Here is a 22,085-nt window from a genome sequence, read left to right as displayed (position 1 = left end):
TTGGCTCCATAAGGTCGCCGTTATGCAGATCTCCAGCTCCAGTGGTTCCCCACAGATGCAGGTTCAAAAGCTCCCGACTGGGATCGAGGGCTTTGATGATGTGTGCCAAGGCGGCCTGCCGATCGGTCGCAGCACCCTGATCAGCGGCACGTCCGGGACAGGAAAAACAGTCTTTTCGCTCCACTTTTTGCACAACGGCATTCAGCACTTTGATGAGCCGGGGATCTTTGTCACCTTTGAGGAGTCACCGCTCGACATCCTGCGCAATGCCGCCAGCTTCGGTTGGAATCTGCAGGAGATGGTTGAGCAGGACAAGCTGTTCATCCTCGATGCCTCGCCCGATCCTGATGGCCAGGATGTGGCCGGTAGCTTTGACCTCTCCGGACTAATTGAGCGGATCAACTACGCCATCCGCAAATACAAGGCGAAGCGGGTGGCGATCGACTCGATCACTGCGGTGTTTCAGCAGTACGACGCCGTCTTCGTGGTGCGTCGTGAGATCTTCCGCCTGATTGCCCGTCTCAAGGAGATTGGCGTCACCACGGTGATGACCACCGAACGCATCGATGAGTACGGTCCTATTGCGCGCTACGGCGTTGAGGAATTTGTCTCCGACAACGTGGTGATCCTGCGCAACGTTCTGGAGGGCGAACGTCGCCGCCGGACGGTGGAAATTCTCAAGCTACGCGGCACTACGCACATGAAAGGGGAGTTCCCTTTCACCATGGGCGCCCATGGCATCAGCATCTTCCCGCTGGGAGCCATGCGTCTCACGCAGCGTTCATCGAACGTGCGGGTGAGTTCCGGTGTGCCGCGCCTTGATGAGATGTGCGGCGGTGGATTCTTTAAGGACTCGATCATCCTTGCCACCGGTGCTACGGGCACTGGCAAGACGTTGCTGGTGTCCAAGTTCATCGAAGATGCCTGCCGCAACAAGGAGCGCGCGATCCTGTTCGCCTACGAGGAATCCAGGGCGCAGTTGCTGCGCAACGCCACTAGCTGGGGCATTGATTTCGAGCAGATGGAGCAGGATGGCTTGCTCAAGATCATTTGTGCCTATCCGGAATCCACTGGTCTGGAGGACCACCTGCAGATCATCAAGACGGAGATCACCCAGTTCAAGCCCTCACGGATGGCGATCGATTCGCTCTCGGCTCTGGCACGGGGAGTCAGCCACAACGCCTTCCGCCAGTTCGTGATCGGTGTGACGGGTTACGCCAAGCAGGAGGAGATCGCCGGCTTCTTCACGAACACCTCAGAGGAGTTCATGGGTAGCCATTCGATCACCGATTCCCACATCTCCACGATCACCGACACGATCCTGATGCTGCAGTACGTGGAGATCCGCGGTGAGATGGCCCGGGCCCTGAATGTGTTCAAAATGCGTGGTTCTTGGCATGACAAGGGCATCCGCGAGTTCGTGATTACGGGTAATGGTCCGCAGATCAAAGATTCCTTCTCCAACTTCGAGCGGATCATTTCGGGTGTCCCTCATCGGGTGAGCACCGATGAACGCAGTGAGCTCTCGCGCATCGCCCGTGGTGTGGCGCCTGACTGATCAATCAGTCAATCGAGCCAGGCGACGCGCTCAGTGGTCGGCGCTCTTCGGGGTTCTGGCGTTCGGCCCGCCACCTCAATTCGTCTGGATCCTCGAGGGTGAGGGGCAGGTCGAACCAGAAGGTGGTGCCCACATCCAGCTCGCTCACCATGCGGATCTGGGTGCCGTGCTTTTCGAGGATCCCGCGCACGATCGACAAGCCCAGGCCGGTTCCCACTTCGGTGTGAACAGCGTTTTCAACGCGATAGAAGCGTTCGAAGATGCGTTGCTGATTGGCTTCGCTGATGCCGTATCCCGTGTCGCACACTTCGATCCGGATCTTCGGCAGCGGTGAACTCAGCGTGCAGGTCGGTCCGTCTTCCCCCACGCTGTTGGTGGCTGGGGACATCATCAGACAGCTATCGGGCCAGGTGTAGGCCCGGATCACCAAACGACCGCCACTGCGGCTGAACTTGAGTGCATTGCCCACAAGGTTGTCGAGCACCTGCAGAAGCAGGTCCCAGTTGCCAAGCACTTCAGGCAGGTCGGCGTCGGCTTCCAAGTTCAGTTCCACCTCTTTGTCGTTGGCGTTGAGCTTGTAGCTGCGTAGGGTCTGTTCCAGTCCGGGCCTTAGATCGATCGGCGCGAATTCCACCGACCGGTTTGATTCCAGGCGGGATAGATCGAGCACGTCATTCACCAGCCGTGTGAGTCGATCGGTTTCGGAATTGGCGACCCCCAGAAACTCCTTGCGGTCGTCTTCGCTGAGCTGGTCACCCATGTCGTGGAGTGTCTCCACGTAGCTCTTGATGTTGAACAACGGCGTGCGCAACTCATGGGAGACGTTGCTGATGAAACGGCTCTGGGCTGCGTTCAGCTCCACCTCACGGGTGAGATCCTGGATGGTCACGGCGATGCCCTTGAGTACATCGCTGCTGGGTTCGCGCACGGCCTGCAACACGAAGCGCAGTGTGCGCGGCGGATCCCCGACGCTGCTCCGAAGTTCGTTGGTGTCGGTCTTGTTCTCGAACACGGCTCCCAGCGGTTCGTAGAGCTCAACCGCCAGCAGTTCGGGGAGTTCGCTGAGGAATTCCTGACCCTCGAGATTGCGCCCTTCCCAGCGGAACAGACGACGCGCTGTTGGGTTGGCTAACACGATGCGACCGTCTCCATCGAGCAGCAGGGCTCCGTCGGCCATGGTCGCGATCAGTGATGACTGCTTCACCTGCGCGGCTTGCAGTTCCTCGATATTGGCCGCGTCGTAGGCCTGCAGCTGGGAGGCCATTGCATTGAAGCCATCCAGCAATTCACCCAGTTCTCCACCCATTGGCAGGCCGATGCGGGCGCGGAAGTCTCCATCGCCGATCGAGCGCACACCCCGCAACAGCTCCTTCACGGGACGGGTGATGGTGAGCGCGTTGAACACGGCTCCCAGGATCACCAGCACCCAGATGGAGATGAATACGGCCACCGTCACTTCGCGGGTAAGGGCGGCACTAGCCAGGGCGGTTTCGTTGGGGTTGACCCCCAGGGCCAGAACGCCGAGATAGTTCTTGTTGTCCACCAAGGGAACGAACACATCCGTGACCTGGCCCTGGGGCGTGATGTGCTGACGCACCAGGGGGTTCTGGGGACGGCTGCGCAGTTCATCCGGCAGTTCGAGGCGGCGGCTCAGGCGCATGTCGGCACTGCTGGCGTCGTTACTGCCGCTGATGGGAATCCCCAAGTAGACGATTCCGTCCGGATCGGCGAAAAAGATGTAGCGAAGGCTGCGGCTGGAGCGCCAGAAGGTTTCGGTGACGTTGGCCAGCTCGCGGTCGCGTCCCTCCGCGACCAGCTCGGTCACATTGCCCGCCAGCAGCAGTCCGAGATCCCGCGCGTAGCGGGTGTCGTTCATCGCCGTATCGCGCTGGATGCCGTTAAGCGAGAAGAAGGTGATGCCGGTCATCATCAGGCTCACCACCAGGGTGGCCACGGCCAGCAGCTTGGTTTGAAGACTGAACTCAGCCCACCACGACAACGTTCTCTGCCAGAGGCTGCTGTCGTCGCTTGCACTCGAGCCTGAAATCGAGGCGGCCCAATCCGCCGGAACGTTGTTCGGAGCCGTTTCTGGATCGCTGGCCATGCCGCCGGGATGCATGATGGCAGCCTAGGACCGGCGGACCTGATGGCCGATGTCTCTGCGGAATTGCATGCCGTCGAACTGCACCAGGTCTAGGGCCGCGTAGGCACGGGCAAACGCCTGGTCGAAGTCCTCGGCTTGGGCCACCTGGGTCAGCACTCGCCCCCCGGCTGTCACCAGCGCGCCGTTGTCCTGAAGGCGTGTGCCGGCATGGAACAGCTGCCGGCTGGCATCGGCATCGTTCTGAAGTTGAATGGCATCCCCCTTGCGTGGTGCGTCTGGGTAGCCCTCGGCAGCGGCCACGATGCAGGCACTGCAGGCCTCGGTGATCGACAGGCTGGGGGCGAGGTCGAGACAACCCAAGGCGCAGGCCTGAAGCACTTGAGCCAGTTCCGGGCCAAGCAATGGCATCAGGGTCTGGCACTCGGGGTCGCCGAATCGGCAGTTGAATTCGATCACCTGGGGGCCTTCTGCCGTGAGCATCAGACCGGCGTAAATCACGCCTCTGTATTGAATCCCTTTGGCTTGCAGGGCCTTGAGCGTGGGCTCGAGCACCAGTGCACGCACCTGTTCGAGTCCTGCTTGGTCCAGAAGGGGGGCGGGGGCATAGGCACCCATGCCACCGGTGTTGGGGCCGCGATCTCCTTCCAGCAATCGTTTGTGGTCCTGGGCGGGAGGAAGCAGCACCATCCGCTTCCCATCACAGAGGGCGAACACCGACACTTCCGGCCCCTGCAACCGTTCCTCCAGCACCACCCGCTCGCCGGCAGCACCGAAACGACCGGCGAAGGCTTCACGGATGGCGGTTGCGGATTCTTCGATGGTTTCCGCCACGGTGACGCCCTTGCCGGCGGCCAGGCCGTCGGCCTTGACGACCAGCGGCCGTTGAATGCGCTCGAGCACCGCGAGGCCCTCGTCGGCATCGGCCACAGCCCAGTGGCCTGCGGTGGGAATGTCCGCCTCCTGCATCAAGGCCTTGGCCCAGGCTTTGCTGGCTTCCAGCTGCGCGCCGGCGGCGGAAGGTCCAAAGACCGCCAGGCCGGCGTCGCGCAGGCGATCGGCCACCCCGGCCGCGAGGGGCGCTTCAGGTCCGATCACCACCAGATCAATCGCCTGCTCGCGGCAGGCGGCAATCAGGCCGTTGGCGTCGCATTCGCCAACATTCAACTGCCTGCAGTCACCCAGCGCAGCAGTGCCGCCATTGCCGGGCGTCACCCAGACCGCCTCCACTCCCGGGCAGCGGCGCAGGGCCCAGGCCAAGGCCTGTTCGCGGCCGCCGCCGCCCACCACCAGCAGATGTCGAAGAGAAGGCAGGGCTTGGGGACGGGGACTGGAATGGGCCATGGAGGCAGGCGTGGCGGGCGAAGACCCTTAGGTTTGATCGTCGCTCCGGCGCGGTCAGCCTTCGCTGTCGGCATTGGAGAGACCGTTCCATCTTTGTTGAGCGCCTGCCAGCCCATGGGATTGCTCCCTTTGCCCCTGTCATTGCTGCTGGCGGCGGCTCCTGTGGTGACTCCGCTGCAGTCCACCCCTGCATCCGCCTCGCTGCCAATGGCACAGGAGGCCTTTGACGCGCTTCTGCTGGAGGGTGACCTGTCTGCGTTGCAGCAGGCCTGCGAGCAGTCCGCCAGTTTCGGTGTCAATGAGCGGCTGCAGCAGCTGCGCGATCGCCTGATGGAGGTGGCGCCGGCTCCCCAGCCGTTCTCGGTGGTGATGGAGAACGCCAGGGCTCTGATGACCTGCAAGGACCCGGTCGGTGCGCAGCGCGTGCTGAGTCGTTACGGGCCAGGTTCAGCGCGTCAACGGCGCGAATGGCTGCTGCTCTCCTGGCATGCCGCTAGTGCAGCACTGGATCAGGAGCGCGCCATCTTGGCGCTGTTGCGACTGGCCGACGGACAGCCCGGTCGTCTGGAAGCGGAGCAGCTGGTGGTGGGTCGGGACGCGCAGGGACAGCCCCTGGTGCGGTCCGGCCTGGATGTGCTGGCGCAGGCACAGGTCGCGTCCGGCCAGCCGCTGGATGCGGTGCAGACACTGCTGGCCGGTCGCACGCCCGGCACGGTGGCCGCTCGCCGGCTGGCGATCGTCGCGGACCTGCTGGCGCAAGTCGAACCGGATCGCAGCGCACCTCTGTTGGAGACTGCGCTGGATCAGGCGGCTGCCGAACAGGCCTGGAGCCTGGCGGAGGAGCTGCTGCGTCTGCAATTGCGATTGGAGCTGGCCAACGGCGGCAGTGGTGAGCGGCCGAGGCAGCGCCTGCGTCGTCTGGCCACGCGTGTGGATGACCAGTTCACCCTGCTCGAGCTGGAGACGGACGATCCACGGCTGAACCCGGAGCAACGTCAGCAGCTTGAGCAGCAGCTGCGCTCCCCCCGGGAGCCGGGGGGGCACGCCGCGCTGGGAGAATCGCCGAATCCTGAAGCCGGCGCGTCCGGTGTCGACGACCAGCCATGACCATCCCCCACGGTGATCTCCTCTACGAGGGCAAGGCCAAGCGCATCTACTCCTGCGACAACGATCAACAGGTGCTGGTGGAGTTCAAGAACGACGCCACGGCCTTCAATGCCCAAAAAAAGGCCCAGCTCGACGACAAGGGGCGTCTGAACTGTCAGATCTCCGCTTGTTTGTTCGAGCTGCTGGACGCGCAGGGCATCCCCACGCACTACCAGGGTCTGGTGAACGACACCTGGATGGCGGTGCAGCGGGTGGCTGTGATCCCTGTGGAAGTGGTGCTGCGCAACACCGCCACCGGCTCCCTCTGCCGGGAAACGCCGATTGCCCAGGGAACAGCCCTCGATCCAGCCCTGTTGGATCTTTATTACAAGGACGATGATTTAGGTGATCCGCTGCTTACCGATGCCCGTCTGGCGCTGCTGGGTGTGGTGTCGGCGGAGATGCGGGAGCGGATCGAGGTGTTGGCCCGGCAGGTGAATGCCGTGCTGATTCCCTTCTTTCAATCCGTCGACCTGCAGCTTGTTGATTTCAAGCTGGAGCTTGGGGTGAATGCCGCCGGTGAACTGCTGGTGGCTGATGAGATCAGCCCGGATACCTGCCGGCTCTGGGATCTGCGCAGTGCCGATGTGAATGAGCGGATCCTGGACAAAGATCGTTTCCGTAAAGACCTCGGTGGCGTGATCGAGGCCTACGGGGAGGTCTGCAAACGGGTACAAGGGGCGTGCCCGAAACCCCGCATCTGCGATTAATTTCGGCGACGTTTGTGGCCTTTACGGCCAAGTTCCGCCCTCCCCCATGGCCGCTTTCTCCTCCCGCCGAACCCGGAATGCCGTTCGGCACGGTGCGTTGGGTCTGGCGCTGGCCTTGCCTCTGGTCGCGGGTTTGCCGACGCAGGCCCAGAGCGAGGCCGCTGGAACGGAACGCGATGAGACCCAGCTCGAAGACGTGCAGGGCGATGGTCTGAGCGGGGAGCCTGGTGCGGCCGAGCCCATCGAGGTGGTGCCCGCTCCCGCTTCCGGTCCGGTGGCCGAGCCGATCCCGGAGACGTCGGAGCAAGCGCGGGTGCTGATCACGGAGGTGATCATTGAGGGCATCGATGGTCACCCCGAGCAGGAGCGTCTTGAACTGGCCGCCTATGACGCCATGGCCGTGCGTCCTGGCAGCCGCGTCACCCGGGATGAGCTGAAGCTCGACCTCGATGCGATCTACGCCACTGGTTGGTTCTCCGATGTGCGCATCGAGCCGATCAACGGCCCGCTGGGCGTGCAGCTGGTGGTGCAGGTGATGCCCAATCCGGTGCTCAGCAAGGTGGTGCTTGAGCCGGAGGACAGTTACATCGAGCCTCAGGTGATTGAGGACACCTTCAGTGCGGACTATGGCCGCACGCTCAATCTCAGTGAGCTGCAGCTGCGCATGAAGGAGCTGCAGAAGTGGTACGCCGACCAGGGGTACTCCCTCGCTCGGGTGAGCGGACCGACTCGGGTGAGCCCGGATGGTGTGGTGGAGCTCAAGGTGCTGATCGGCACCGTCGCCGGCGTGGAGGTCAAATTCGTCAACAAGGAGGGTGAAGACACCAACGAGAAGGGCGAGCCCCTCAAAGGCAAGACCAGACCCTGGGTGGTCTCCCGCGAAATCTCCCTCAAACCGGGCGAGCCATTCAATCGAACGCAGCTTGAGGGCGACATTCGTCGCCTCTACGCCACCTCACTGTTCAGCGACGTGAAGGTGACCCTGAAGCCTGTGACCGGTGAGCCGGGAGCGATCACCATCGTGCTCGGCATCGTTGAGCAGTCCACAGGCTCGCTCTCCGGCGGTCTTGGCTACAGCCAAAGCCAGGGTGTGTTCGGTCAGGTTCAGCTGTCAGACAGCAACCTGTTCGGACGTGCCTGGAATCTTGCGCTCAACATCACCTACGGCCAGTTCGGTGGCCTGGCGAACCTCACTTTCTCCGATCCCTGGATCAAAGGCGATTCGCACCGCACGTCCTTCCGCACCTCGCTGTTCCTCAGCCGTGAAGTGCCGCAGGTGTTCCAGAGCCAGAACGACGGCGACATCCGCACCCTGGAGGGCTACGAGGACAACGGCTCCAGGAACGCTTACTCGATCAACTCCGACAACAACCCGGCTGATAGCAAGTTCGACAATGTCGCTGAGGCTGGCAATGAATTTCCCAACGTCAGTTGGTTTGATTACGAAGGCGATTCCGTGGCCCTCCAGCGGGTTGGCGGCAATGTGATCTTTGCCAGACCGTTGAACGGTGGTGATCCCTTCAAGCGGGTGCCCTGGTCTGTGCTGGCCGGTTTGAATCTGCAGAACGTTCGCCCGATCAACTTCAGTGGCGATACGCGTCCTTACGGCATCCCCAACGATCGCTTCCGCGACGGCAAGATCCCCGACGATGAAATTATCTGCGTGGCGTTCAACTGCGCCAACGAGAACAATCTTGCCAGTGTGCGTCTGGCCGCCTCGTACAACAACCTGAACGATGCCCGCAATCCAACATCGGGCAACTTCTTCACGGTGAGCACGGAGCAGTACGTCTCCGTGGGTGAGAACTCACCCACCTTCAACCGTGTTCGCGGCACCTACACACACTTCATTCCAGTGCGTTGGCTGAAGCTGTTCAAGGGTTGCCGACCGAAGGAGGGTGAGCCGGAGAACTGCCCGCAGGCACTGGCCTTCCAGTTCAAGGCTGGCACCGTGCTGGGTCAGCTGCCGCCCTATGAGGCTTTCTGTCTGGGTGGTTCCAACTCTGTGCGGGGTTGGTTTGACTGCGACCTGGCTGTGGGCCGCAGCTTCGGTGAAGCCACGATCGAATACCGCTTCCCACTGATCAGCATCTTTGCGGGTGAAGTCTTCCTTGATGCCGGCACCGACTTCGGCTCCCAGGGCAATGTTCCCGGCAGGCCCGGCGATTTGCTCGACAAGCCCGGTTCTGGTGTGTCACCGGGTATCGGTGTGATCATGACTACGCCGGTGGGTCCCCTGCGTTTGGAGGTGGCCAGCCAGAATTTCACCGATGAGTACCGCTTCAACCTGGGTGTCGGCTGGAAGTTCTAATGGTCTCCTGGCCCACTGATTACGACGGTGCATGGACCCTGGCCGGTTCAGCCCGTCGCAGCGGCATCGGTCTCCACAGCGGCGATGAGGTGGCTGTGGTGCTGCATCCCTGGCCTGAGGCTGGCGTCTGGGTGAGCTGGTCAGGTGATGCCCAACCCCCCGTGCGTCTCCAGCCCTCTCAGGTGCGCGACAGTCAGCTCTGTACCACGCTGGAGCTGGGTGATCGGCGACTGGCCACTGTGGAACACCTGCTGGCGGCGTTGGCTGGCTGCGGCCTGACCCATGTGCATCTGGAGGTGGACGGCGGTGAAGTGCCGTTGCTGGATGGTTCAGCCCAGGGCTGGGTTGAGGCGATCGCTGAGGCGGGGATCACGCATGCCGCCACACCCGCGGCCCGTCGCCCTGTGCTGGAGGGTCCAGTGGCACTTCACCGTGGCAACAGTGTGATCACCGCGACGCCTGCGGATCAGTTCACGCTGGTGGGTGTGATCGATTTCCCGCAGCCGGCGATTGGCCGTCAGCAATGCACCGTGGCGCTCACCCCAGAGCGTTTCGTTGCGGAGATCGCCCCCGCCCGCACCTTCGGTTTCCGTGAACAGGTGGAGCAGTTGCGTGCCGCGGGCTTGATTCAAGGCGGGGCTTTGGACAATGCTCTGGTCTGCGACGGGGATCATTGGGTCAATCCACCCCTGCGTTTTGCCGACGAGCCGGTGCGCCATAAGCTGCTGGACCTGATCGGTGATCTGGCACTGGTGGGTTTCCCACGTGCCCAGGTGCTGGTCTACCGCGGCTCCCATGGTCTGCACACCGACCTCGCGGCGGCCCTGGCCGATTGTTCCGCTGTTCAGCTCTGACTGATTTGACTTCCACCTCCACCACCGACGCCACTGCTGCTGCACCAGCTCCTGAAACCTTGCTCAATGCCGAGCAGATCATGGGGTTGCTGCCGCATCGCTATCCCTTCGCGCTGGTGGATCGCGTGATTGAGCATGTCCCCGGTGAAAAAGCGGTGGCGCTTAAGAACGTCACCATGAACGAGCCGCAGTTTCAGGGGCATTTCCCCGGGCGACCGTTGATGCCGGGCGTGCTGATTGTTGAAGCGATGGCCCAGGTGGGTGGATTGATCGTCACCCAGATGCCGGATCTGCCCAAGGGGTTGTTCGTGTTTGCAGGCATCGACGGTGTGCGCTTCCGCCGTCCGGTGGTGCCCGGCGATCAGCTGCGCATCACCTGTGAGCTGATCAGTCTCAAGCGTCAGCGTTTCGGCAAGGTGAAAGCCGAGGCCAAGGTGGACGGCCAGCTGGTGTGTTCTGGCGATCTCATGTTCTCGTTGGTGGACTGAGCATGATGAGCGAACAGCGATCTCCCGCCGTGACTGCTGAGGACCGTCCTCCACAGGTTCACCCCCTGGCAGCGGTCGACCCTGGCGCTGAACTGGCGAACGGGGTGGTGATCGGCCCTGGTGCCGTCGTAGGCCCTGAGGTGCGGATCGGAGCCAACACCTGGGTGGGCCCCAATGCTGTGCTCGATGGTCGGCTGACGATCGGTGCGCATAACAAGATCTTTCCGGGTGCCTGTCTGGGGCTCGAGCCTCAGGACCTCAAATACAAAGGTGCCCCGACGCAGGTTGTGATCGGTGATCACAACGCCATTCGTGAATGCGTGACCATCAACCGGGCCACTGAAGAGGGCGAGGAGACCCGCATCGGTGATCACAACCTGCTGATGGCTTATTGCCATCTGGGCCACAACTGCGTCCTGGGCAACGGCATCGTGATGTCGAACGGCATTCAGGTGGCTGGCCATGTGCTGATCGAAGACAAGGCCGTGATCGGCGGTTGCCTGGGCATTCACCAGTTCGTGCACATCGGTGGCATGGCCATGGTGGGCGGCATGACCCGGGTGGATCGGGATGTGCCCCCCTATTGCCTGGTGGAGGGTCACCCCGGCCGCGTTCGTGGCCTGAACCGCGTGGGTCTGCGGCGACGGGGCCTTGATGGCGAGGAGCTCAAGCAGCTGCAGGAGGTGTGGTCGCTGCTCTACCGCTCGGATCACGTGATTGCCGACGGTCTACGTCTGGCGCGGGAGCAGACGCTGATGCCCCTGGCGGATCATCTCTGCACGTTCCTGGAAGGTTCGATCTCGAAAGGACGGCGGGGTCCGATGCCAGCCGCGACCGGTCGCTGATGGTGCGGTTGTTGATCAGCACCGGTGAGGTGTCGGGTGATCTGCAGGGCAGCCTGCTGATTGCGGCGTTGCATCGACAGGCGGCCCTTAAGGGCATCGACCTGGAGGTGCTTGCTCTTGGTGGTGAGCGCATGCGTGCCGCCGGGGCGGAACTGCTGGCGGACACGGCACCGATGGGGGCCATCGGGCTCTGGGAAGCCTTGCCGCTGGTGCTGCCCACGCTCAAACTGCAGGCACGCGTGGACCGGCTGCTGCGGCAGCGTCCCCCCGATGGTGTGGTGCTGATCGATTACATGGGTGCCAACTTGCGCCTCGGCAACAGTCTGCGGCGGCGCTTGCCGCACATTCCGATCACCTATTACATCGCTCCCCAGGAGTGGGCTTGGCGCATCGGTGATGGTGGCACCACGGAGCTGCTCAAGTTCACCGACCGCATTTTGGCGATCTTCCCGGCGGAAGCGGAGTTCTATGAGCGGATGGGTGCTGAAGTCACCTGGGTGGGCCATCCGCTGCTCGACACGGTGCTGAGCCGTCCGGAGCGGGCCGAGGCTCGGGCTCAGCTGGGCTTGCCGGACCAGGGCAAGCTGCTGCTGCTGTTCCCGGCGTCGCGGCCCCAGGAGCTGCGCTACCTGATGCCGGTGCTGGCGGCGGCGGCGGCTCGCCTGCAACACCAGGACCCCAGCCTGGATGTGATGGTTCCCGCTGGGCTGGAACGGTTTGAACAGCCCCTGCGCGAGGCCCTGGAGGCGGCAGGTGTGCGCGCCAAGGTGATTCCCGCCGATCAGGCGGATGGTCTCAAGTCGTTGCTGTTTGCTGCGGCCGATCTGGCGCTCGGCAAGTCGGGCACGGTGAATGTGGAACTGGCTCTGCAGGGGGTTCCCCAGGTGGTGGGCTATCGGGTGAGCCGCGTGACCGCCTGGGTGGCCCGGCATTTGCTGCGCTTCAAGGTGGCGCACATTTCACCGGTGAACCTGCTGCTGAATGAGCGGTTGGTGCCGGAGCTGCTTCAGGATGAGTTCGATGCGGATCGCCTGGTGGAGCTGGCGGCACCGTTGCTGGAGGCTGGCGAGACACGCAAGACCATGCTCAGTGGCTATGACCGACTGCGGTCCACCTTGGGTGAGCCGGGGGTGACCGATCGGGCCGCCGCCGCCATCCTCGACCAGCTCTCTGCCCCGTCCGACCCGTGATCCGATGCCTGTTGCCGCTGCTGATGGCGGTTGTGATGCTGCTCTCTGCCCCTACCTCAGTGCTGGCCGCGGTGGAGAACGCTGTGCTGGCCGGCGGCTGTTTCTGGTGCCTGGAAAGCGATCTCGAACACCTGCCCGGGGTGCTGTCGGCTGAAAGCGGCTACAGCGGCGGCACGGTGGCCCGGCCGACCTACCAGCAGGTGAGCAGTGAGACCACCGGTCATCAGGAGGTGGTGCGGGTACGGTTCGATCCCGCCAAGATCAGTTACGCCACCTTGTTGAAGTCCTATTGGCGCAATGTGGACCCGCTCGATGGCGGCGGGCAGTTCTGTGATCGCGGTGATTCCTATCGGCCGGTGATCTTCACCAAGGGGGAGGGTCAGCAGGATCAGGCCCTGGCCAGCAAGGCGGCAGCGGCCGTGGAGCTGGGTGTGCCGGAAACCGCGATCAAGGTGGAAATCAAACCGCTCACGACCTTCTGGAAGGCCGAGGGATACCACCAGGACTACAAGGAGCGCAACACGATCAAATACAACTACTACCGATGGGCCTGCGGGCGTGATCGGCGTCTGGACGACGTATGGGGATCCAGGGCACGCACGGGAGAGGCCTGGGGAGCAGCTTCTGAGCTCTGAAGAAAGGCCAACTGATTTTTCTGAATCTGAGGAAAATCTGTGGAAATTCTGTAGCGACTGATGCGGTTGCATTCAGTCACTTCTCAGTGAAGGTGCGGGTTTTCCCCCCTCGACGATGACTCGGACCCTGCGTACTATTGCTAAGTGAGTTGTAGGAAAACGGGATGTATCTGCTGACCATCAAAGACGGTCTGGTGACGCGTCATGTTGGTCCGTACATGTCCCCCAAGCAGGCCTCCGATGACCTTGAGAGAGTCATGGCCACCTGCTCGGATCGGGCCCGTTGGCAGATTCATGCGCTGGAGCAACCCCAATCGCTGGCTGCGATGGCCTCCTGAGGCTTAGGACTTGCGGCCTGGATAGCCGCGCAACAAACCTGACTCGATCATGAGCCCCACACCGGCGTTGATCAAAATCAGGCTGAGGGTTCCGTACCACCACCAGGGGCCGCCATCGCTGCCTGCCAGCTGCAGGGTGCGTCGGCTGACGGCCTCCCCGAACAGGCAAAGGCCTGCGGGGAGGAGCAGCACGCCCAGCTGAGCGCGGACGTACCAGCGGAGAGGGCTGGAGGCCATGGAGCTTGCTCCGTTCTGGATGGAATTTAGGCCGTGGTGGTCGACGCCTGGCTCAACACCCAGTTCACCAGAGTGCGCACGCCGTAGCCCGTGGCACCGGAGGGGTTGAGAGCCCGACCCTTGTCAGTCCACACCGTGCCAGCGATGTCGATGTGCGCCCAGGGAATGCCGGCGTCCACGAATTCCTTGAGGAACAGGGCTGCGGTGATGGAACCGCCGGGGCGGGGACCGGTGTTCTTCATGTCCGCCAGCAGCGACTTCAGGCCCTTGCGGTAGCTGCTGTGCAACGGCATGCGCCAGATCCCTTCATCTGCACTGCTGGCGGCGGATTCCAGCGCTTCCGAGAGGCCGTCATCACTGCTCCAAAGACCGGCGATCTCATCCCCTAGAGCAATCACGCAGGCACCCGTGAGGGTGGCGAGATCGACGATCGCGTCGGGCTTGAGCTCGCTGGCGTACACCAGGGCATCCGCCAGGGTGAGGCGGCCTTCGGCATCGGTGTTGTTGATCTCGATCGTGGTGCCGTTGGAGGCAGTAACGATGTCGCCGGGGTGCACCGCTGATCCGTTGATCATGTTTTCGCAGGAGGCCACCAGCATGTGCACCTCCACGCCGGCGGGTTGCAGCTCCGCAATGGCGCGCATGGCGCCGAAGACGGCAGCACTACCGCCCATGTCGAACTTCATCATGTCGATCTGGGCTGCACCGACTTTGAGGTTGTAGCCGCCGGAATCGAAGGTGAGGCCTTTGCCCACTAGCACAAGACGCTTCTGCACCGCACCGCTGGGGCGGTAGGTGAGGTGGATGAACTTGGGATCCATGTCGGAGCCCTGGCACACCGAAAGGAAGGAGCCCATGCCCTTGGCCTCGCAGTCGGACCGCTCCAGCACCTTGAGTTCGAGGCCATGGTCCTTGGCCAGGGCTGCTGCGGTGTTGGCCAGTTCGCTGGGGGTAACGCTGTTGGGTGGTGCGGCCACCAGCTCCCGAGCCAGTTCCACGCCGGCGCACACCGGCTGAATCGCCGCCAGAGCCGCGTCGATGCCGGCGGGCCATTGACCCAACAGCTCCAGCTGATCGGGGCAAGGCTGGGGCTCGGGCTTGCTGCGGAAACGCAGGTCGCTGTAGAGGCTGAGGCGCACGGCTTCCGCAGCGGCGATGGCATCGCCGGCTGGATCCTCTGATCCCCAGGGGAGATGCAGCGCCAGGCTGCCGCTCTGGCCCTTCGCTGCCCGGGCGGCCGCGGCAGCGGCCCGGCGCAGGCTGTTGCGGTCCACCTCAGCGGCATCCCCCAGGCCCACCAGCACCAGCGCCGTGCAGTCGTTCCTCAACAGCTGCATGCTGGCCAGATCACCGCTTTTGCCGGTGAAGGGTTTCTGCTTCAGCCAGGCGCTGAGCTGCAGGTTGAAGCGCTGCTCCATCGCGGCCACCAGGCCCTGCGGGTCGTCCTTGGGGATGCCAAGCGCCAAAACGGAACCACTCCAGGCCTCAGGGGTGGCCGGAGAGAGGGAGATCTTCATGGGGAGCCGATGCCTGAACCGATGCTAGAAGCTGCGCTCAGTCGGCTTGGAAGGGGGTGGCCCAGCGGTCACGCATTTCCTTGTTGAAGGGAGGCTGCCAGCGCCGGATCAGCGTCTGTTCCAATTGCCGCCGCGCCCTGGTCCCTTGGGGAACATCTCCCCAGAAGCGGATGCTCGGGCTGCAGAGCAGTCCGCAGCTGGCGCAGGCCTCCTGGTAGGCCGCCAGATAGGCCTTGCAATCGTGCTCGCCCTTCCAACGGCGATCGGCGGCCTTGGTTTCGCCCAGATAGAGAAGGATGGGCAGGTTGAGATGCTCCGGGCGATCCATCACCCAGTAGAGGGCCGCTCCCTGATGGGGACTCTCCGGCCAGCGCCAGAAACTGAGCGGCAGGGGGTTCAGGCTCAGCGGTTGGATGTAATCGGCTGGAGCGCTGGCGGCGCCGAACAGGCTGCCCTGGCTGTCGACTGGGGCCGTGGTTTCAAACAACGGGGCCTGGAGGCGATGCACCCGCTCCTGCCAGCTGCGCAGTTGGTCTGCGCTGAGCGCGAGGCTGGCCTCCTGCTGATCGGAGGCGCCGGCAGCTGGTTGATGGAACAGGTCGCCCTGGCGGGGAGCAGCAGCCATGGCGCTCAACCCCGCGGCGGCAGGGAGGGGCCTGCGGGCTTGGCGCCGAAACGCACCCGGCCGATCAGGGCCTCCACCGCATCGGGCGGCAGGCAGAGCCGTTCCTGAAGATCGGCGAGGTTCTTGAACGGTTGGCGGCGCCGTTCAGCCATCAGCCGTTCCAGACGGTCGTTCGGCCACTGCAACTGCCCGGCCAGCACGGCGCGGCTGGCGCCGTTGAGATCGAGTGGTTTGGGTTGGGGCAAGGGTGGCGCATCGCCGTGCCAGCGAAAAATCAGGTGGGGCTGCCATTGGTCGCGCAGCTCTTCGGGCAGGTCGAGCAGCTGGGCCAGATCCTCCAGCTGGCTGAACTGCACGCCGCCGCGCTGCAGGCGCAGCAGCAGGTCCACCATGGCGTCGCTGCAGCCGGGCAGTTGGCGCCATTGCTCGGCGCTGGCGCGGTTTACGTCGATGCAGAAGCTGTCGATAGAAGCACTCTCGGCCCATGCCTCCCCCGGCTCAAGCGATGGTGTTGGTGTCCCCTGCGCTTGGGGCGCAGGATCGGGGGGCAGGTCGCCCATGGCCTGGAGCACCTTGCGGGCCAGGGGATCGAGCCAGTGCCGGCGGGCCATCGCCGCGTCTCTCCTGAGCAGCTTCGCCAGGACCCTAGGTCCAGCGCGGCGGTCTGGTGGGTACCTGCACCAGCCCCTCACGAAATGCGGTCACCACCGCTGTGGTGCGGTCCCGGGCCGGCAGCTTGCGCAGCAGGCTGCTCACGTGACTTTTCACGGTTTCGATCGACACCACCAAGGCATCCGCGATCTCCTGATTGGTCATGCCTCGGCAGAGCCCGCGAAGCACGTCTTCCTCTCGCATGGTCAGCTCCTGCAGTGGGGTCTGCTGGCCACTGCGGCGCAGCCGGCTGTGGTGCAGCACGCCACTGATCAGCGGGTCGATGTAGTGCCCGTCGGTGTCGATGGCGGTGAGGGCTGCCGCCACCGTGCCGGTGCCCGTGGCTTCGGCGGAGCAGAGGCCGTGGCAGCGGGCATCGATCGCGTCGAGAATCGTGCGCGGGATCGGTCGCTGCAGCAGCATCAGCACTTTGAGGTCGGGATGCTGCTGGCGGGCGCGTCGTACCAGATTGGTGCCACTACCGCCTTCGAGGCTGTCGGTGCAGAGCAGCAGGGTGGCGTCGCTCTGCTGCAGCTTCTCCAGGCAAGCGTCTTCGCTGGTGCAAGCCGCCACCAGAGGCCCCTGCCCTTCAAACCAGCTCATCCAGCTGGCCAGCAGCACTCGGTCGGCGCTGGCAATGGCGGTGCGGCTGCGTTTGAGCAGGCTGTGGCCCTGGCGGGAGCGCTGCTGCAGTGAGGGGATCCGATCGCTGAGATCCACAGGAGAACAGGCTCGGGGCCGTAGCCATTGCTCAACCATGTTGGCCCGGATCAAGGGGCGTGGATCCGCACTGTTATCGGCAGCTCAAATTGTCCAGACTCTCCGCAGTGCATCGATGGGTCATGGCGTTCTTCGATTCCGACATCGTTCAGGAGGAGGCCAAGCGGCTGTTCGGCGACTACCAGCAGCTGATGCAGCTGGGCTCGGACTACGGCAAGTTCGACCGGGAGGGCAAGAAGAAGTTCATCGACACGATGGAAGAGCTGATGGAGCGCTACCGGGTGTTCATGAAGCGCTTCGAGTTGTCGGAAGACTTCCAGGCCAAGCTCACCGTGGAGCAGCTGCGCACCCAGCTCGGCCAGTTCGGGATCACCCCCGAGCAGATGTTTGAGCAGATGAATCAGACGCTCGAGCGGATGAAGAGTCAATTGGATCAGCCCCCCAGCTGACGGCGGCTCGTACGATTCAGCCCGCTTCCGCTCCGCCCATCCATGGCCACGACCCCATCCCTGCCGGCTTGGTTGTCGCGTGGCATGGCTGATTTGTTCCCGACCGGGGATCCCGGTGATGCGGATCAGGCTCTTGCAGCCCGGTTGGCCCAGGCAGAAAAGGAAGGCCGGCCGCTGCGGGTGAAGCTGGGCATCGACCCCACCGGCAGCAATATTCATCTGGGCCACAGCATCCTGTTCCGCAAGTTGCGGGCCTTCCAGGACGCGGGTCACACGGCGGTGCTGATCATCGGCGACTTCACGGCGCGGATCGGCGACCCCACCGGCAAGAGCGCCACGCGGGTGCAGCTCACCAAGGAGCAGGTTGCTGCCAATGCCTCCACTTACCTGCGCCAGCTGGGGCAGGACCAGCCCAAGGAGACGGCGCTGCTGGATTTCGAAACCCCCGGCCGCCTGGAGGTGCGATACAACTCCGAGTGGCTGGAGGGCATGGACCTGCCGGCGGTGATCGGCCTGCTCGGCACCGGCACCGTGGGCCAGATGCTGGCCAAGGACGATTTCTCCAAGCGCTACGGCAGCGGCACCCCGATCGCGCTGCACGAGTTCCTCTATCCGCTGCTGCAGGGCTACGACTCGGTGGCGGTGAATGCGGATGTGGAGCTGGGCGGCACTGATCAGAAGTTCAACGTGGCCATGGGCCGTGACCTGCAGCGCCACTTCGACAAGGGCACCCAGTTCGGGCTGTTGCTGCCGATCCTGGTGGGGCTGGACGGCGTTCAGAAGATGAGCAAGAGCCTCGGCAACGTGGTGGGCCTGGAGGAGGATCCGCTCTCGATGTACTCCAAGCTGGAGAAGGTCGGCGATGCGGCGATCGACGACTACGTCACGTTGCTGACCGATCTGGATCTGGCTTCGTTGCCGGAGAACCCACGCGAGAAGCAGAAGGCGATGGCCCTGGCGGTGACCGCCAGCCGCCATGGCAACGACGCTGCAGCCAAGGCGCAGCAGGATGCCGCCAGCCTGGTGGGAGGTGCTGGTGATGCCGGAGCGGATGTGCCCGAAGCCTCCCTCGCGGAGGTGAACTTCCCGGCCAAAGCCTTCTACTTACTCAGCGCCGTGGGCATCTGCGCCAGCAGCAGTGAAGCCCGCCGCCAGATCAAAGGTGGTGCGGCGCGCCTCGAGGGCGAAAAGCTCACCGACCCCAACCAGGAGTTCGCCTCCGCGGCGGAACTGGAGGGCAAGGTGCTGCAGCTGGGCAAGAAGACCTTCCGGCGCTTGGTGGCCTGAGCAGCCAGATTTCCTCGGTTGGGAGATCCGCTGATTGCTGAGCGGAGCGATACTTCATCGCATGATTAGAAGCGCATCCCAGCCTCACGCTGTCACCTCCAGACTGAACGATGCCAGAGGTGTTGCTGCCGGTTGGGCGAGCAATGTGTTGATGAACGGCTCACTCTCTGGATGTCAGCCACACTGACACTGTGAATCAGGAGTTGCCATGGGTCGGAGCCTCGGCTTGTTGCGTGCCTGCGCTGCGGCTCTGCTGCTGATCGGTGCCCCCCTGAGCGCCGAGGCGCAGCCCCGCAAGACCCTGGTGGTTGGTGTGGTGGATGAGGCGGCACCCTGCTCCAACCGCGTGGGGCCCCTGTATGAGGGCTATGCCGTTGAGATCTGGGAAGCGATCGCCTCTCAGAAGGGCTGGCCCTATCGCTTTGAGCCGGTGCCGTCGCCGAATGCCGCGGTGGCGATGGCGGCGAGCGGTGCAATCGATGTGGGAGTGTCGTGCCTCAACCAGGTGCCGGAGCGCCTGGCGGTCACCAATTTTTCGGTGGCCATCAGCTCGGATGGGCTGGCCTTCCTGTCGCCCCGTGAGAACAGCTACCCATTGAGTGCTTTGCTCACAGCGATGGTGGGCAATGGCTTGCTGCTGCGCTCCTTGTCTTGGTTGTTTTTGGTGTCGCTGGCTGGGGCGGTGCTGCTTTGGTTGACCTTCGGGCGCTTCAGAAGCAAGGACGTGGAATGTGCAACGGCCCAAGGCACCTTCTTCAAGGGCTGGATGATGCTGCTGATGGGCTCCGGCACCTACAAGATGAGCGACAGTGCCGGCGGGATTCTGATGGTGCTGGTCACCAATCTGTTCCGCCTGGTGATCGTGTCGATCTTCGTGGGTGCGACGGCGAAAACGCTGATCCGCGAATCGGCTCCTGAGGATGGCAATGAATCGGAGATCTTGGCCAGCAAACTGGCTGAGGGTGTGGCGGTGGATGCGCAGACCATCTCCGAAACCTGGCTGCGTTTCAAGCTGAAACAGCTTCCCCCAGCGGCGCGTGAGGCCGCGAAGGTGGAACCCGTCAGCGGTGATGAGCAACTGATCGAGGTGCTGCGTTCCGGGGCGGTGAAGCATGTGCTGGCCGACAGCTCCCGGGTGAGTTATCTGCGCAATCAGGTTCTGGCCTCGTCGGATCGCTCCCGCTACGCCGTGTCAGCGCAGGTGTTCAACAGCACGCCCCAGGGCTTTGTGTTTGGCAAAAATCTGCCGGAAAGCACCCAGCGGCAGATCTCGGTGGCGATTGCCGATCTGCGTTTCCAGGGGGTAATTGATGCCATGGTCAACCGCAATCCCTGAGCGGTCATCGATCGCCAGGGGCCTCAGAGGTTGCGCAGCACCTCCAGATCTTCAGGATCGAGTGCCGTGGGGATGCCGCGTTGCACAAGCTCGGAAAAACCTTCATCACGGTTGAGCACCGTGAGCAGATAAAGGCGATCGGGACCTGGGTTTTCGAAATCATGGGCGGCATCGGCCGGCACCACCACAAAGTCGCCGGTGTGGGCAGTGATGGAGCGATCGTCGATGTGAAACAGCACCGTGCCGCGCAGCACGAAATAGAACTCAGCGGAGCGGTGATGGCTGTGGGGCGGCACCCGGTCGCAGGGCTCGTGGATCTCCAGAAACAGGCTCATCGCTTCGCCGGAACCGCGATCGTCATCGCCATCGGCAGGTGCACTGAGCAGGGCCAGGCGGCAGTGATCCTGCGCGTGCAAGCGAAAGCCTTGAAGCTGCTCGGGGTGAACGATGCGCGGCAGCATGACGGCGGAACGGTGTGAGCTCAGGATGGAGGCAGTTGATGCCGTTGCCTTGGCTCCGTTGCTTTCTGCGAATCCCGCCGATCGGATCATCGTGGCCCTTGATGGCATGGCCTCGGATCAGGCGCTGGCCTTTGCCGCCCAGGTGGACGGGCTGCGCTGGGTGAAGGTGGGCCTGGAGCTGTTTGTGCAGGCCGGCCCGGAGGTGGTGGCGCAGCTGCGCGAGCAGGGGTTGCGGGTGTTCCTCGATCTCAAATTTCACGACATCCCGGCCACGATGGCCGGTGCCTGCCGGCGGGCAGCGGCGCTGGGGGCCGAACTGATCACGGTGCATGCCTGCGCCGGCAGCGAAGCACTTAAGGCAGCCCAGGCCGCAGCGGGAGAAGGGGCACAAGGGGCTGACCAACCCGCCCCCACCTTGCTGGCGGTGACGGTGCTCACCAGCTGGGAGGAGCAGCGATTGCAACGGGAACTCGCCATTAGCCAGGGCATCGCCGAACGCGTGCCGGCGTTGGCCCAGCTATCGGCAACCGCCGGGATCGGCGGTTGTGTGTGTTCACCCCTTGAGGCCGGGGCATTGCGGGCCCAGCACCCTGAACCGTTTGCCTTGGTCACCCCAGGCATTCGCCCCAAAGGGGCTGCTGTTGGTGATCAGGCCCGGGTGATGGGGCCAGCCGACGCGATTGGTGCAGGAGCCAGCCAGCTGGTGATCGGACGGCCGATCACCAAGGCAGAGGATCCCAGTGCGGCATTTGTGGCCTGCTGCAGAGAATTGCTGGGGCCGATTGAGAGACATGACTAGTGCTCAATCGTTCAAGTTTTGCTCTCTGATTTGATGAGGTGATTGACTAGACCATGATCAGCGTAAAGTTAGAGTTAATAGTCTTTTATTTCTCCTAAATTTTGAAAATGTAGGCGCTAAAAATGTATAATGAATAGAGTTGAAGGCTCAGTTTTTTGAGCTGCAAGCCCTGGCCTCTGGGGACATCATGATGTTCACAAGGGTTGACCCCTGTTGGCCTGTCTGGCCAGCAAGCTGGCTGATGGCAGACAGCTCAACACCGCTATATCGCGCTTGATAGCTGTTCGCCAGGCATGTGCAGTATTTCTTTTGGCTTTTAACGCCAGGGGTTTGGCCTTGGTTGCATCCACTCTCAAATGCCTCGCGAAATTGTTTGGTGAGGGCGGCGTTGTTATTGTTTTGTGCCAGTGATTGTGGGGCAGCGCTGAGAAAGAGTGCAGTTGCGATCAGCAGGTGTTTCTTGAGATGCATCGGAAAGGTGAG

Annotated in this window: 23 protein-coding genes; 14 read left to right on the top strand and 9 right to left on the bottom strand. The window is 63.2% G+C overall.

Annotated features, from left to right (window positions below; all coding sequences use genetic code 11):
- Positions 1-22: 22 nt before the first annotated feature.
- Entirely contained in the window at positions 23-1,558 is a 1,536-nt protein-coding gene (gene kaiC, locus SynNOUM97013_RS10460) for a circadian clock protein KaiC (protein ID WP_186479706.1), read from the top strand.
- A gap of 4 nt (positions 1,559-1,562) precedes the next feature.
- Here the strand turns inward: kaiC and SynNOUM97013_RS10455 are convergent, their stop codons facing one another.
- Complete coding sequence (locus SynNOUM97013_RS10455) at positions 1,563-3,662, bottom strand: ATP-binding protein (protein ID WP_186479698.1); 2,100 nt, start codon at positions 3,660-3,662, stop codon at positions 1,563-1,565.
- Between the two features lie 24 nt (positions 3,663-3,686).
- Positions 3,687-5,003, bottom strand: a complete 1,317-nt coding sequence (purD, locus tag SynNOUM97013_RS10450) for a phosphoribosylamine--glycine ligase (RefSeq protein ID WP_186479696.1) — start codon at positions 5,001-5,003, stop codon at positions 3,687-3,689.
- 114 nt (positions 5,004-5,117) lie between these two features.
- Here purD and SynNOUM97013_RS10445 point away from each other — a divergent pair, with 114 nt between their 5' ends.
- From SynNOUM97013_RS10445 to SynNOUM97013_RS10405, 9 genes are all read left to right on the top strand, one after another.
- Entirely contained in the window at positions 5,118-6,110 is a 993-nt protein-coding gene (locus tag SynNOUM97013_RS10445; RefSeq protein ID WP_186479694.1) for a hypothetical protein, read from the top strand.
- Positions 6,107-6,859, top strand: coding sequence for a phosphoribosylaminoimidazolesuccinocarboxamide synthase (gene purC / locus SynNOUM97013_RS10440; protein ID WP_186479693.1), 753 nt, complete (start codon positions 6,107-6,109; stop codon positions 6,857-6,859). Before SynNOUM97013_RS10445 ends, purC begins: the two co-directional genes overlap by 4 nt.
- 46 nt (positions 6,860-6,905) lie before the next feature.
- Positions 6,906-9,170: a BamA/TamA family outer membrane protein gene (locus SynNOUM97013_RS10435; protein ID WP_186479692.1), complete on the top strand. Its 2,265-nt coding sequence runs from the start codon at positions 6,906-6,908 to the stop codon at positions 9,168-9,170.
- Positions 9,170-10,024, top strand: coding sequence for a UDP-3-O-acyl-N-acetylglucosamine deacetylase (gene lpxC, locus SynNOUM97013_RS10430; RefSeq protein ID WP_186479688.1), 855 nt, complete (start codon positions 9,170-9,172; stop codon positions 10,022-10,024). The genes SynNOUM97013_RS10435 and lpxC overlap by 1 nt, the downstream gene beginning before the upstream one ends.
- 80 nt (positions 10,025-10,104) lie before the next feature.
- Positions 10,105-10,512: a 3-hydroxyacyl-ACP dehydratase FabZ gene (fabZ, locus tag SynNOUM97013_RS10425; protein WP_186481579.1), complete on the top strand. Its 408-nt coding sequence runs from the start codon at positions 10,105-10,107 to the stop codon at positions 10,510-10,512.
- A gap of 5 nt (positions 10,513-10,517) precedes the next feature.
- Positions 10,518-11,357 carry an acyl-ACP--UDP-N-acetylglucosamine O-acyltransferase gene (gene lpxA, locus SynNOUM97013_RS10420; RefSeq protein ID WP_186479687.1) on the top strand — a complete coding sequence of 280 codons (840 nt, stop codon included), beginning with the start codon at positions 10,518-10,520 and terminating at the stop codon, positions 11,355-11,357.
- A complete protein-coding gene (gene lpxB, locus SynNOUM97013_RS10415; protein WP_186479686.1) occupies positions 11,357-12,547 on the top strand; it encodes a lipid-A-disaccharide synthase in 1,191 nt (396 codons plus the stop codon). Before lpxA ends, lpxB begins: the two co-directional genes overlap by 1 nt.
- Positions 12,547-13,182 carry a peptide-methionine (S)-S-oxide reductase MsrA gene (gene msrA / locus SynNOUM97013_RS10410; RefSeq protein WP_255443099.1) on the top strand — a complete coding sequence of 212 codons (636 nt, stop codon included), beginning with the start codon at positions 12,547-12,549 and terminating at the stop codon, positions 13,180-13,182. Before lpxB ends, msrA begins: the two co-directional genes overlap by 1 nt.
- 164 nt (positions 13,183-13,346) lie before the next feature.
- Entirely contained in the window at positions 13,347-13,520 is a 174-nt protein-coding gene (locus SynNOUM97013_RS10405) for a hypothetical protein (RefSeq protein ID WP_186479685.1), read from the top strand.
- Positions 13,521-13,523: 3 nt separating this feature from the next.
- On the opposite strand, the gene SynNOUM97013_RS10400 is transcribed toward SynNOUM97013_RS10405, so the two are convergent.
- From SynNOUM97013_RS10400 to SynNOUM97013_RS10380, 5 genes are read right to left on the bottom strand one after another with little or no spacing between them, the layout of a single operon-like run.
- Positions 13,524-13,757: a hypothetical protein gene (locus SynNOUM97013_RS10400; protein ID WP_186470374.1), complete on the bottom strand. Its 234-nt coding sequence runs from the start codon at positions 13,755-13,757 to the stop codon at positions 13,524-13,526.
- 26 nt (positions 13,758-13,783) lie between these two features.
- A complete protein-coding gene (locus SynNOUM97013_RS10395; RefSeq protein ID WP_186479683.1) occupies positions 13,784-15,274 on the bottom strand; it encodes a leucyl aminopeptidase in 1,491 nt (496 codons plus the stop codon).
- Between the two features lie 37 nt (positions 15,275-15,311).
- Positions 15,312-15,899: a GIY-YIG nuclease family protein gene (locus SynNOUM97013_RS10390; protein WP_186479682.1), complete on the bottom strand. Its 588-nt coding sequence runs from the start codon at positions 15,897-15,899 to the stop codon at positions 15,312-15,314.
- Between the two features lie 5 nt (positions 15,900-15,904).
- Positions 15,905-16,510 (bottom strand): hypothetical protein, encoded by a 606-nt coding sequence (locus tag SynNOUM97013_RS10385; RefSeq protein WP_186479680.1) that lies wholly within the window; start codon positions 16,508-16,510, stop codon positions 15,905-15,907.
- Positions 16,511-16,544: 34 nt separating this feature from the next.
- Positions 16,545-17,309 carry a response regulator transcription factor gene (locus SynNOUM97013_RS10380; protein WP_186479678.1) on the bottom strand — a complete coding sequence of 255 codons (765 nt, stop codon included), beginning with the start codon at positions 17,307-17,309 and terminating at the stop codon, positions 16,545-16,547.
- Positions 17,310-17,392: 83 nt separating this feature from the next.
- On the opposite strand from SynNOUM97013_RS10380, the gene SynNOUM97013_RS10375 reads away from it, so the two are divergent.
- The 3 genes from SynNOUM97013_RS10375 (at position 17,393) to SynNOUM97013_RS10365 (ending at position 20,342) form a co-directional block, all read left to right on the top strand.
- Complete coding sequence (locus tag SynNOUM97013_RS10375; protein WP_186479676.1) at positions 17,393-17,719, top strand: DUF1825 family protein; 327 nt, start codon at positions 17,393-17,395, stop codon at positions 17,717-17,719.
- 42 nt (positions 17,720-17,761) lie between these two features.
- Positions 17,762-19,006 (top strand): tyrosine--tRNA ligase, encoded by a 1,245-nt coding sequence (gene tyrS, locus SynNOUM97013_RS10370; protein ID WP_186479675.1) that lies wholly within the window; start codon positions 17,762-17,764, stop codon positions 19,004-19,006.
- A 208-nt stretch (positions 19,007-19,214) separates the two neighbouring features.
- On the top strand, positions 19,215-20,342 hold the full coding sequence (locus tag SynNOUM97013_RS10365) for a transporter substrate-binding domain-containing protein (protein ID WP_186479674.1): 1,128 nt from the start codon (positions 19,215-19,217) through the stop codon (positions 20,340-20,342).
- Between the two features lie 23 nt (positions 20,343-20,365).
- Here the strand turns inward: SynNOUM97013_RS10365 and SynNOUM97013_RS10360 are convergent, their stop codons facing one another.
- Positions 20,366-20,803, bottom strand: a complete 438-nt coding sequence (locus SynNOUM97013_RS10360) for a cupin domain-containing protein (protein ID WP_186479672.1) — start codon at positions 20,801-20,803, stop codon at positions 20,366-20,368.
- A gap of 49 nt (positions 20,804-20,852) precedes the next feature.
- Between SynNOUM97013_RS10360 and pyrF the strand changes: the two genes are divergently transcribed.
- A complete protein-coding gene (gene pyrF, locus SynNOUM97013_RS10355; RefSeq protein WP_186481577.1) occupies positions 20,853-21,602 on the top strand; it encodes an orotidine-5'-phosphate decarboxylase in 750 nt (249 codons plus the stop codon).
- A gap of 147 nt (positions 21,603-21,749) precedes the next feature.
- On the opposite strand, the gene SynNOUM97013_RS10350 is transcribed toward pyrF, so the two are convergent.
- Positions 21,750-22,073, bottom strand: coding sequence for a hypothetical protein (locus SynNOUM97013_RS10350; RefSeq protein WP_186479671.1), 324 nt, complete (start codon positions 22,071-22,073; stop codon positions 21,750-21,752).
- Positions 22,074-22,085 lie beyond the last annotated feature (12 nt).

Source organism: Synechococcus sp. NOUM97013 (assembly GCF_014279815.1).
Lineage (GTDB): Bacteria > Cyanobacteriota > Cyanobacteriia > PCC-6307 > Cyanobiaceae > Synechococcus_C.
The sequence above is the reverse complement of the archived record's forward strand: the minus strand, read 5'-3'. Positions and strand labels throughout refer to the sequence as shown.

Bases quoted from the DNA above. Each gene is read 5' to 3' on its own strand.
- tyrS (WP_186479675.1), top strand. From the start codon at position 17,762: ATGGCCACGACCCCATCCCTGCCGGCTTGGTTGTCGCGTGGCATGGCT.
- SynNOUM97013_RS10380 (WP_186479678.1), bottom strand. From the start codon at position 17,309: ATGGTTGAGCAATGGCTACGGCCCCGAGCCTGTTCTCCTGTGGATCTC.
- SynNOUM97013_RS10375 (WP_186479676.1), top strand. From the start codon at position 17,393: ATGGCGTTCTTCGATTCCGACATCGTTCAGGAGGAGGCCAAGCGGCTG.
- SynNOUM97013_RS10350 (WP_186479671.1), bottom strand. From the start codon at position 22,073: ATGCATCTCAAGAAACACCTGCTGATCGCAACTGCACTCTTTCTCAGC.
- lpxC (WP_186479688.1), top strand. From the start codon at position 9,170: ATGGTCTCCTGGCCCACTGATTACGACGGTGCATGGACCCTGGCCGGT.
- SynNOUM97013_RS10390 (WP_186479682.1), bottom strand. From the start codon at position 15,899: ATGGCTGCTGCTCCCCGCCAGGGCGACCTGTTCCATCAACCAGCTGCC.
- SynNOUM97013_RS10395 (WP_186479683.1), bottom strand. From the start codon at position 15,274: ATGAAGATCTCCCTCTCTCCGGCCACCCCTGAGGCCTGGAGTGGTTCC.
- SynNOUM97013_RS10385 (WP_186479680.1), bottom strand. From the start codon at position 16,510: ATGGCCCGCCGGCACTGGCTCGATCCCCTGGCCCGCAAGGTGCTCCAG.
- SynNOUM97013_RS10455 (WP_186479698.1), bottom strand. From the start codon at position 3,662: ATGGCCAGCGATCCAGAAACGGCTCCGAACAACGTTCCGGCGGATTGG.
- purC (WP_186479693.1), top strand. From the start codon at position 6,107: ATGACCATCCCCCACGGTGATCTCCTCTACGAGGGCAAGGCCAAGCGC.
- SynNOUM97013_RS10445 (WP_186479694.1), top strand. From the start codon at position 5,118: ATGGGATTGCTCCCTTTGCCCCTGTCATTGCTGCTGGCGGCGGCTCCT.
- fabZ (WP_186481579.1), top strand. From the start codon at position 10,105: ATGGGGTTGCTGCCGCATCGCTATCCCTTCGCGCTGGTGGATCGCGTG.
- purD (WP_186479696.1), bottom strand. From the start codon at position 5,003: ATGGCCCATTCCAGTCCCCGTCCCCAAGCCCTGCCTTCTCTTCGACAT.
- SynNOUM97013_RS10435 (WP_186479692.1), top strand. From the start codon at position 6,906: ATGGCCGCTTTCTCCTCCCGCCGAACCCGGAATGCCGTTCGGCACGGT.
- SynNOUM97013_RS10360 (WP_186479672.1), bottom strand. From the start codon at position 20,803: ATGCTGCCGCGCATCGTTCACCCCGAGCAGCTTCAAGGCTTTCGCTTG.
- SynNOUM97013_RS10400 (WP_186470374.1), bottom strand. From the start codon at position 13,757: ATGGCCTCCAGCCCTCTCCGCTGGTACGTCCGCGCTCAGCTGGGCGTG.
- kaiC (WP_186479706.1), top strand. From the start codon at position 23: ATGCAGATCTCCAGCTCCAGTGGTTCCCCACAGATGCAGGTTCAAAAG.
- lpxB (WP_186479686.1), top strand. From the start codon at position 11,357: ATGGTGCGGTTGTTGATCAGCACCGGTGAGGTGTCGGGTGATCTGCAG.
- SynNOUM97013_RS10365 (WP_186479674.1), top strand. From the start codon at position 19,215: ATGGGTCGGAGCCTCGGCTTGTTGCGTGCCTGCGCTGCGGCTCTGCTG.
- lpxA (WP_186479687.1), top strand. From the start codon at position 10,518: ATGAGCGAACAGCGATCTCCCGCCGTGACTGCTGAGGACCGTCCTCCA.
- SynNOUM97013_RS10405 (WP_186479685.1), top strand. From the start codon at position 13,347: ATGTATCTGCTGACCATCAAAGACGGTCTGGTGACGCGTCATGTTGGT.